The 8874-nt window shown below is 74.4% G+C and carries 10 protein-coding genes; 7 read left to right on the top strand and 3 right to left on the bottom strand.

Features of this window, described 5'->3' with window-relative positions; all coding sequences use genetic code 11:
• Positions 1-14 precede the first annotated feature (14 nt).
• The 5 genes from KBX08_RS31680 (at position 15) to KBX08_RS31700 (ending at position 2878) form a co-directional block, all read left to right on the top strand.
• On the top strand, positions 15-677 hold the full coding sequence (locus KBX08_RS31680) for a uridine kinase (RefSeq protein ID WP_210787449.1): 663 nt from the start codon (positions 15-17) through the stop codon (positions 675-677).
• Positions 678-841: 164 nt separating this feature from the next.
• Positions 842-1240 (top strand): TraR/DksA C4-type zinc finger protein, encoded by a 399-nt coding sequence (locus tag KBX08_RS31685; protein ID WP_210787443.1) that lies wholly within the window; start codon positions 842-844, stop codon positions 1238-1240.
• Positions 1241-1288: 48 nt separating this feature from the next.
• Positions 1289-2161 carry a DUF72 domain-containing protein gene (locus KBX08_RS31690; protein ID WP_210787444.1) on the top strand — a complete coding sequence of 291 codons (873 nt, stop codon included), beginning with the start codon at positions 1289-1291 and terminating at the stop codon, positions 2159-2161.
• 110 nt (positions 2162-2271) lie between these two features.
• Positions 2272-2457 carry a hypothetical protein gene (locus KBX08_RS31695; RefSeq protein WP_112587444.1) on the top strand — a complete coding sequence of 62 codons (186 nt, stop codon included), beginning with the start codon at positions 2272-2274 and terminating at the stop codon, positions 2455-2457.
• On the top strand, positions 2450-2878 hold the full coding sequence (locus KBX08_RS31700) for a DUF2267 domain-containing protein (protein ID WP_210787445.1): 429 nt from the start codon (positions 2450-2452) through the stop codon (positions 2876-2878). Before KBX08_RS31695 ends, KBX08_RS31700 begins: the two co-directional genes overlap by 8 nt.
• Before the next feature lie 43 nt (positions 2879-2921).
• Here KBX08_RS31700 and KBX08_RS31705 read toward each other — a convergent pair whose 3' ends face one another.
• The gene (locus KBX08_RS31705; RefSeq protein WP_210787446.1) at positions 2922-3695 is read right to left on the bottom strand and encodes a DUF72 domain-containing protein; all 774 of its coding nucleotides are present in this window, start codon (positions 3693-3695) and stop codon (positions 2922-2924) included.
• A 157-nt stretch (positions 3696-3852) separates the two neighbouring features.
• Here KBX08_RS31705 and KBX08_RS31710 point away from each other — a divergent pair, with 157 nt between their 5' ends.
• Positions 3853-4158: a hypothetical protein gene (locus tag KBX08_RS31710; RefSeq protein WP_091408405.1), complete on the top strand. Its 306-nt coding sequence runs from the start codon at positions 3853-3855 to the stop codon at positions 4156-4158.
• Positions 4159-4167: 9 nt separating this feature from the next.
• On the top strand, positions 4168-5445 hold the full coding sequence (locus KBX08_RS31715) for a cupin domain-containing protein (protein ID WP_210787447.1): 1278 nt from the start codon (positions 4168-4170) through the stop codon (positions 5443-5445).
• A gap of 142 nt (positions 5446-5587) precedes the next feature.
• Here KBX08_RS31715 and KBX08_RS31720 read toward each other — a convergent pair whose 3' ends face one another.
• The gene (locus KBX08_RS31720) at positions 5588-6250 is read right to left on the bottom strand and encodes a hypothetical protein (protein ID WP_210787448.1); all 663 of its coding nucleotides are present in this window, start codon (positions 6248-6250) and stop codon (positions 5588-5590) included.
• Positions 6247-8874, bottom strand: a 2628-nt coding sequence (locus tag KBX08_RS31725) for an FtsK/SpoIIIE domain-containing protein (protein ID WP_247670410.1), incomplete at its 5' end; no start/stop codon positions are given. The genes KBX08_RS31725 and KBX08_RS31720, both read right to left, overlap by 4 nt.

The raw sequence follows: 8874 nt of genomic DNA on the forward strand, positions 1-8874 counted from the left end.
CGTGCACGTCGACGGTGCGCATCCGCCCCATCTCGCCCGACCTGCTCGTCACCGAGCTGACCGGCCGGCTGGCCGACGCGGCGACCCGCGCCGCGAGCGCCGCCGCCGGGCCCGCGCGGCTGCGGGTGGCAGTGGACGGCGCCCCCGCCGCCGGCGCCGACGAACTGGCCGCGGCGCTGGTCGACCCGCTGCGCGCCCAGGGTCACCCGGTGCTGCACGTCCGCGCCACCGACTTCCTGCGCCCCGCGTCGCTGCGCTGCGAGTTGGGCCGCACCAACCCGGACTCCTTCTACGAGGCCTGGGTCGACGAGGCCGGGCTGCGCCGGGAGGTGCTCGACCCGGCCGGTCCGGGCGGCAGCGGCCGGCTGCTTCCGTCGCTCTGGGACGTCGACGCCGACCGGGCCAGCCGGGCCCGCTACGTCGACCTGGCGCCCGGGGGCGTCGTCGTGGTCAGCGGCTCCCTGCTGCTCGGCGGCGGCCTGCCCTTCGACGTGACCGTCCACCTGGAGTTGTCCCCGGCGGCGCTGCGCCGGCGCACCGAACCGGCCCAGCGGTGGACGCTGCCGGCCTTCGACCGGTACGCCGAGGAGGTCGTCCCGGCGAGCTTCGCCGACGTCGTGGTACGTGTCGGCGACCCCCGCCGACCGGCGCTCGTCGAGCCCGGCGGAAACGACTGACAACAACCGAGAATTCGTCGGTTTGGGCGCCTGATCGGGCGGGTACTCGCCCGGCTCACAGAGCGCGGGTGACCGCCCGCGCACCGAACGCGACCGTGACCGGGGCTCCGCGCCGCCGGCACCCGGTTCACCTTGAGCCACAGGCCCAGGAAAGGCAGGCAGCGATGCTCGTCCACGACACGGTCGGTACGACCCGGTCCCAGACGGAGATCGATCAGATCCGACAGTCGCTCCAGGCGCGCTACGACGAGCTGACCGCGGAGTACGACCACGCGGTGCTCCAGAGCCAGGTGCTGCGGCTGGTGGAGGTCGGCGACACCGCCGGCGACGACCAGGCCGACAGCGGCACCAAGACGGCCGAGCGGGACACCGCCCAGTCCCTGTTGCGCACCATCCTCGACCGCCGCGCCCAGTACGAGCACGCCCTCGGCCGGCTCGAGGAGGGCACCTACGGCTGGTGCGAGGGCTGCTCGGCGGCGATCCCGGTGGAGCGGCTGGAGATCTTCCCGTCCGCCACCACCTGTGTGACGTGCAAGCAGACTCGCGAGCGGCGGGCGGCCTGAGCCACCCCAGCGGTTGCCGGTCGGTCCGCGACGCGATGGACTTCCACAATGGGTGACATCCTGGTGGGCACCGCGTCCTGGACCGACCGCACACTGCTGGACTCGGGGTGGTACCCGCAGACCGCCGACACCCCGGAGAAACGGCTGGCCTACTACGCCAAGCAGTTCCCGCTGGTCGAAGTGGACGCCACCTACTACTCGCCGCCCGCCGAGGCGACCGCGCGGCTGTGGGCCGAGCGCACCCCGGCCGGCTTCACCTTCAACATCAAGGCGTTCAGCCTGCTGACCGGGCACCCCACCCGGGTCAGCGCGCTCTACAAGGACCTGCGCCCGGACACCGACAAGAAGAACGTCTACCCCGACGACCTGCCCGCGCAGTCGTACGAGGAGGTGTGGACGCGCTTCCTGTCCGCGCTGGATCCGCTGGTCGAGGCCGACAAGCTGGGCGCGCTGCTGTTCCAGTTCCCACCCTGGTTCACCATCAAGCGGGCCAACAAGCAGTACCTGCTGGAGGTGGCGAAGCGCTGCGCGCCGCTGCGCCCGGTGTACGAGTTCCGGCACGCCTCCTGGTTCGACGGCGACAACGCCGACGAGACCCTTGCCTTCCTGCGCGAGCACAAACTGCCGTACGTCTGCGTGGACATGCCGCAGGGCCACCGCTCGTCGCTGCCTCCGGTCCTGGCCGCCACCGCGGACCTCGCGGTCATGCGCTTCCACGGGCACAGCGACAAGTGGACCAGCAAGGACATCCACGAGAAGTTCGGCTACCACTACTCCAAGCGGGAGTTGGCCGACTGGGCGCCGAAGCTGCGCGAACTGGCCGACCAGGCTGGCCAGACCCACGTGCTCATGAACAACTGCTACCGCGACTACGCGCAGACCAACGCGAAGACCCTCGCGGGTCTTCTCGACGCCGGCTGACCTCACCCGATCGGGGTGGGGTCGCCTCACCCCACCCGTGGGGAGGGTGGACGCGGTGGGTACGGCCGCCAGTGGCGGCCGACGCCGGAGACGACACGGAGGTGACGGGGATGACGGTTCGACTGGTGACGGATCGACGGCGTGGTGCCGTCCTGCACGTGGTCGGCACGGCCGACAACGCCCGGCGTGCCCCGCAGGGCAGCCCGGTGCGGGCCCGCCGTGGCCCGGTGGGGCCGCCGCGCCGCGCCGACGACCGACGGTGGGACACCACGGAACGGGGGTCGACCGATGGCTGACGCGATGATCTCAGCGTTCGAGTCCTCGCTGGACAAGACCAACCTGATTCTCAAGGACATCGAGAACGCGTACGGCTGGCCGAAGGATCGGCGCAACCAGTCGTACGCGGCCCTGCGCACGGTGCTGCACCTGTTGCGCGACCGGCTGCCGGTGGACGAGAGCGTGGAGTTCGCCCAGCAGTTGCCGGTGCTGGTGCGGGGCATCTACTTCGACGGCTGGGTGCCGTCGGACGTGCCGATCAAGCTCAACCGCGACGACTTCCTCTACGAGGTGCGGCAGGGCTTCCCGTACGACGCGGAGGGTGGCCCGGAGCGGGTGACGCAGGTGGTGCTGGACACGCTGCGCCGCCACGTCACCCAGGGTGAGTGGCAGGACGTGAAGGACACCATGCCCAAGGACCTCGCCACGATGATGCCGTGACGGCCTGACACCGCGAGCCCGCCCGACGACGCGTCGGGCGGGCTCAGTCGTCGGCAGCCTCGGCGGCGGTGGGCACCCGCGACACCGGGTGACCGGACTGCCGGGCCAGCGCGGCGAACGCGACGGCGTCCACGATCGCGGCGCCGCCCGGATCGTTGTTGAAATAGACGTACGCCGGCTCGTCCGCGCCGAAGGCGTCGGTCAGCCGACCCACCCAGGACCGCAGCGCGGCCCGACCGTAGCGGGGCCACGGCCGTGCCCGCCCCTCGTGCAGCCGCAGGTAGCCGAAGTCGGTGGTGCGCCAACGGGGGGCGACCGGGCGGCCCAGCCGGTCCGCCCAGACCAGCGCGGCCCGACGCCGCTCCAACACCGCCCGGGTGGCGTCGGTCCACCAGGAGGGGTGCCGGGGCTCGACCGCTACCCGCACCTGCGCCGGGAACAGTCGCAGCGTGGCGTCCAGCGCCTCGACGTCCGCCCGCAGGTTCGGTGGCAGTTGCAGCAGCACCGGGCCCAGCCGGTCACCGAGCGCTGTGGCGCGGCCGAGGAACCGGGCCACCGGCTCCTCCGGGTCACGCAGTCGCCTGATGTGGGTGAGGTAGCGGCTCATCTTCACCGCCACACAGAAATCCGCCGGGGTGCGCGCCCGCCAGGCGGCGAAGGTGTCCCGCTCGGGCAGCCGGTAGAAGGCGTTGTTGACCTCGACAGTGGCGAACCCGGCCGCGAAGTGTTCCAGCCAGAGCCGCTGCGGCAGCCCCTGCGGATAGAAGCGCCCGCGCCAGTCCCGGTACTGCCAGCCGGACGTGCCCACCAGGATCACCACCCCATCCTGGCACTCTCCGCCGCCGCTCGCGAACTGCCCGTGTCGCCCCGGTTCGGCGTCTACGGTGAGGGTTAGAGAAGATCGCGCGTGGGGTACCACCCGCAGCACGACGGACCCCGGCGTACGGCGGGGCGGCACACCCGAGGGAGTACCGATGGCACTCAACGATGACGACATGCAGACCACCGGCGGCGGCGGCGCGGAGGGTCCGGCCGACGGCGGCGCGACCCCCGGTCAGCACGACGGTGGCGCCGACGGTGGCGCGGAAGGTCCCGCCGACGGTGGTGCCACCCCGGGTCAGCACGACGGTGGCGCCGACGGCAGCGCGGAGGGTCCCGCCGACGGTGGTGCCACCCCCGGTCAGCACGACGGTGGCGCCGACGGCGGCGCGGAGGGTCCCGCCGACGGTGGTGCCACCCCGGGCCAGCAGGACGGTGGCGCTGACGGCAGCGCCCGGTAGCGGCACGCCATGACGTACCTCGACCCGCCGGGCGGCCACCACGGCCGCCCGGCGGTTCCGTCCACCGACGCCACCGCGGCGCTGGCCCGCTGCGTCTCGGTCGAACCGGCCAAGTTCGCCGCCGCGCACTGGGGGCACACCCCGCTGCTGTCCCGCGCCGCCGAACTGCCCGACCCGGCCGGCTTCACCGACCTGCTCAGCCCCGCCGACGCCGACGAGTTGCTGAGCCGGCGCGGTCTGCGTACCCCGTTCCTGCGCGTCGCCAGGGACGGCCAGTTGGTCGCGGCGTCGCGCTGGACCGGCGGCGGTGGCGCGGGCGCCGAGATCGGCGACCAGGTGCTCGACGAGCGGGTCCTGGAGCAGTACGCGTCCGGGGCAACCCTGGTGTTGCAGGGGCTGCACCGGATCTGGCCGCCGCTGGTCGACTTCGCCCGCGACCTGGGCCTCGCGCTCAACCAGCCGTTGCAGATCAACGCCTACCTGACCCCGGCCGGCAGCCAGGGTTTCGCCACCCACTACGACACCCACGACGTGTTCGTACTCCAGGTCGACGGCCGCAAGCACTGGCGGATCCACCCGCCGGTGCTGCCCGACCCGCTGGAGAAGCAGCAGTGGGGCGGGCGCGCCGACGAGGTCGGCGCCACCGCGCAGGGCCCGGCCGCGCTGGACGTGGTGCTCGCCCCCGGTGACGCCCTCTACCTGCCCCGTGGGTGGCTGCACAGCGCGCAGGCGCAGGACGCCAGCTCGCTGCACCTGACCGTGGGCATCCGCGCGCTCACCCGCTACGCCCTGGTCGAGGAGTTGTTGGCGCTTTCCGCCGAGGACCAGCGGCTGCGGGCCAGCCTGCCGTTCGGCACCGACGTCGCCGACCCGGACGCCATCGAGCCGGAGCTGACCGAGACCGTGGAGGCGTTGCGGGACTGGCTGCTGCGCGCCGACCCGGGCGCGGTCGCCGCGCGTCTGCGGCAGCGCGCCTGGCCGGCGGCCCGCCCGGCGCCGATCCGACCGCTGGCCCAGGCCGACGCGCTGGCCACCCTGGACGCCGACTCCCGGGTCGCCCTGCGTCCCGGCCTGCGCTGGCAGCTGGTGCCGCACGATTCGGACACCGTGGCGCTGCGGCTCTTCGACCGCACCATCACCCTTCCGGCGAGCTGCGAGCCGGCCGCCCGCGCCCTGCTCACCGGCACTGTCACCCGGGTCGGCGACCTGCCCGGCCTGCCCGACGACGCCGACCGGCTCACCCTGGCCCGCCGGCTGCTCCGCGAGGCCGTGCTCGTCCCGGCCTGAGGCCGGTCGGCGCGACCGTCCCGGCCGGGTGGGCCAGCGCGATCTTGCACTTTCTGTGGCTGATCCGTCCGCTCTTGCACCTTGTGTCGCCGCAGAAACTGCAAGATCGACGGGGTTGGGGGTGGGGTCGGCCCCCGGTGGGTCAGCGCCCGAGGATCAGCAGCAGCACTGTGGTCAGTAGACCGGCGCCGAGCACCACACTGATCGGTCGCGGGCCGAGCACCGCGTGCCGGCGGTCGGCCAGCACCCGGGCCGGCACCAGGCCGACCAACGGACCGAGCAGCGTCACCACCAACGCCAGCACCGGCAGTCCGACCGCCAGGTCGCCGCCGTACCCGACGCCGAGCGCGCGGGCGCCGGCGCCCAGCGCGTACGCCAGCACACCGCCGGCCACCCCGCAGAGCGCCAGCAGCGGGTTGACCGAGCCCGGCAGCTCGCCCGGCTGACCGGCCCGGTCGAGCAGGTCACGGGCCTTGGCGAGCAGCAGCACCGGGTCGGTGGCCCCGACGCCGTTCGCCGGGGCGGGCGGGCCGCCGAGACGGCGGGCACCGAGGCGTGAGCGGACCTGCTGCCACAGGTGGGCCACCTCGGCGTCGACCCGTTCCTGCTGCTCACGGGCGGCGACCAGCTCCTCCTCGGCGCTCTGGAGCTGCTCGGCCGCGTCGGCGACGGCCCGCTCGGCCGCAACGCACTGCCGCTCGTGCCAGGTGTGCGCCTCGGCGCGCTGCTCGCGCACCCGCGCGGTGAGGTCGGCCAGCCGCCGTAGCTGCGCCGCGTACGTCTCGCTGGTCACCGGTTCGTTCATCGGGTCGGTCCATACGGGATGATCACCTGTCCGGTGCGGTGCACCGCCCGGTCGAAGAAGAGCCCTCGCCAGGGGCGGGGATACCAGTCCGGGCCGCCGGTGCCCGGATAGAGCGACGAGCCCAGCTCGCCGCCGTGCGCGTCCAGGGCCACCCAGGCGCCGATCTGGTCGGTACGGGCGGCCGGCCCACCGAGATCGGCGCGCATCCGGGCCACACCCCGCCACCAGGCCAGCACGTGCGTGCGTCGTTCCGGCCCGTCGTGCATGATCCGGCGCAGCTGCTCCAGGCCGGTACGTCGGCCCGCGCGGGCGGCCAACGCACCCGCTGCCGCGTCGACAGCGAACAGCAGCAGGTAGTGCGGGCTTCCCGGGCCGCCGAGCCCGTCGGCCGTCTCGGCCATCAGCTCGCCGACGGTCTCCTCGTCGTACCAGGCGGCGTCGTCGGCCAGGTCGTCGTAGAGGGCGCGGGCGATCGGGTCGGCGTCCGGGTCGAGGCAGGCGATGGAGAACCGGGCGGTGCCCGGCGGGTGCTGACGGGCCAGCGACCGGGCCGCCGCGTCGAGCACCGCGCACGCCTCGTCGACGCGGGTGCCGAGCACCGCGAGGTTGCGGCCCGGCGCGCGCGGTAGCCGCAGCGACGCCGAGCGGGACTGCACGTCGATGATCTCCCCGAGCAGGGCCACCGGGTTGCGCGGCACGGTCCCGTCCGGCGGTACGGCCAGCGCCCGGAAGTCCGGGGCGTCCGCCAGCCGGGGGATGGCGTCGCCGTCGAAGAGCCGGGCGGGCGCCGCGTCGGGGGCGCGCATCCGCCACAGCCGGTGCTGCAACCCGCTCCAGGTCTCCCAGTCGCTGGCCGACGGGATGCGGGCCACCTCGTTGCCTTCCACCATGCCCGACTCGGCGTTGACCACCGCGTGCCAGCGCGGCAGCGACTGCGCCGCGTCGTTGCGCTCGGCGAGGATGCGCAGCGCCTTGGGCAACGCGATGCGCAGGGTGAACTGGGCGACCAGCGCCGGGCGGCCCCACAGCGCCTCGATGCCCCGCACGTCCTGCGAGGCCAGGACCAGGTGGATGCCCTGGGACCGGCCGCGGCGGGCCAGGTCCTCCAGCAGGTCGGCCGCCTCCCGGGCGACCGCGTCCCGGCCGGCCAGCAACATCTGGAACTCGTCCACCACGGCGACGATGCGTGGCCAGTGCCCGGTCGGGTCGACCGCCCGCAACTCGGCCAGCTTGGTCACCTCGTGCTTCTTGGCCGCGTCGGCGCGTCGGCGTAACTCCTCGGTGAGGAAGCGCAGCAGCGCCAGCCCGAACTCCCGGTCGGTGTTGACGTTGATGCCGACCAGCCGCATGTGGGGCAGCCAACTCGGGTCGCGCCGGCCCTGCGCGAACCGCGCGAAGGAGACCCCCTCCTTGAAGTCGAGCAGGTAGAACTCCAGCTCGGCGGGGGAGTAGCGGGCCGCGAGGGCACCGATCCACGCGAAGATCAGATTGGTCTTGCCGGTGCCGGACGGCCCGCCGATCAGCGCGTGGGGTGGATAGTCGCCGAGCGTCAAGCGCACCGGCCGGCCCTGTGGGCCCTCACCGATCGGCGCGGTCAGACCGTCGGCGGAGTCCTCCCGCCACATCAGCTCGGGCGGGGGCAGCAGGTCGGTGAAGGGGGTCGGCGGCGGGCCCGCGTTCACCCGGGCGGCGACGTCCCGGCAGGTCTCGGTGACCAGCGCAGCCGGTGGCGGTGGGTCCAGCCGGACCGGCAGTCCGGCCGAGCCGCCGATCCGCGCGCCGGACACCCCGGCCACCACCCGGGTCACCGTCGGATCCTCCGGCAACGGCACACCGTGCACCACCAGGTGTACGCCGCAGGCGGCGCCGGCCCGTACCACCCGGTCCAGTTGCCCGCGCTCGTGCCGGTTCAGCTCCTCCCCGCCGAGCAGCACCGCCACCCGCCACGGCTCGGGTCGTCGGCCGGTCGCGGCCGCCAGTTCGCGCAGCGACGCGTACTCGCCGGCGAGGACCGTCTCGTTGATGCGGCGGATCTGCTCCACCAGGTCGTCCAGCAGTGGACCCAGCCCGCCCGGGCCGACGAAGGTGAGCAGCCCGGCCGTGCCCAACGGGGCGAACCCGGCCAGTCCGCCGCCGAGCTGGTCCGGGTCGTACCCGATCAGTCGTACCGCCCCGGGGTCGGCGCGGCCGACGGCCCGCAGCAGCAGCGCGGAGACCACCGCGTCGCAGCCGGCGCGGTCGTCCCCGGCGAGGTGGACGTGCCCGGCGTCGAGCAGCGGCACCAGCGCGGGCACCGGGTCGACGCCGTCGATCCCGACCGTGCCGACCCGCAGCGCGCCGGGCGGCTCGGCCCGGCGGGCGGGCGTCGGCGTCCACCCGGCCCAGTCGGCCCCCGCGCAGCCGGGCGCCTCCTGCCGGGCCGCGTCGGCGGCCCTCCGGGCCAGCTCCGCGATCCGGGTGGAGTAGCGGGCGTCGATCTCGGCGATGCGGCGGTCCCGTTGGGCGCCCACCCGCTCCGGTACTGCTGCCGCCGCCCGCTGGACCCGGGCGAGTCGTTCCCGCCCGGCGGTCAGGTCGGCCTGGGCGGCGGACAGCCGGGTACGGGTGGCGCCCCACGCCTCGGC

Source organism: Micromonospora sp. H61, from assembly GCF_018070325.1.
GTDB lineage: Bacteria > Actinomycetota > Actinomycetes > Mycobacteriales > Micromonosporaceae > Micromonospora > Micromonospora salmantinae.

Excerpts from the sequence above, each read along its gene's own strand:
- KBX08_RS31685 (WP_210787443.1), top strand. The coding sequence starts at position 842 with ATGCTCGTCCACGACACGGTCGGTACGACCCGGTCCCAGACGGAGATC.
- KBX08_RS31690 (WP_210787444.1), top strand. The coding sequence starts at position 1,289 with ATGGGTGACATCCTGGTGGGCACCGCGTCCTGGACCGACCGCACACTG.
- KBX08_RS31695 (WP_112587444.1), top strand. The coding sequence starts at position 2,272 with ATGACGGTTCGACTGGTGACGGATCGACGGCGTGGTGCCGTCCTGCAC.
- KBX08_RS31700 (WP_210787445.1), top strand. The coding sequence starts at position 2,450 with ATGGCTGACGCGATGATCTCAGCGTTCGAGTCCTCGCTGGACAAGACC.
- KBX08_RS31710 (WP_091408405.1), top strand. The coding sequence starts at position 3,853 with ATGGCACTCAACGATGACGACATGCAGACCACCGGCGGCGGCGGCGCG.
- KBX08_RS31715 (WP_210787447.1), top strand. The coding sequence starts at position 4,168 with ATGACGTACCTCGACCCGCCGGGCGGCCACCACGGCCGCCCGGCGGTT.
- KBX08_RS31720 (WP_210787448.1), bottom strand. The coding sequence starts at position 6,250 with ATGAACGAACCGGTGACCAGCGAGACGTACGCGGCGCAGCTACGGCGG.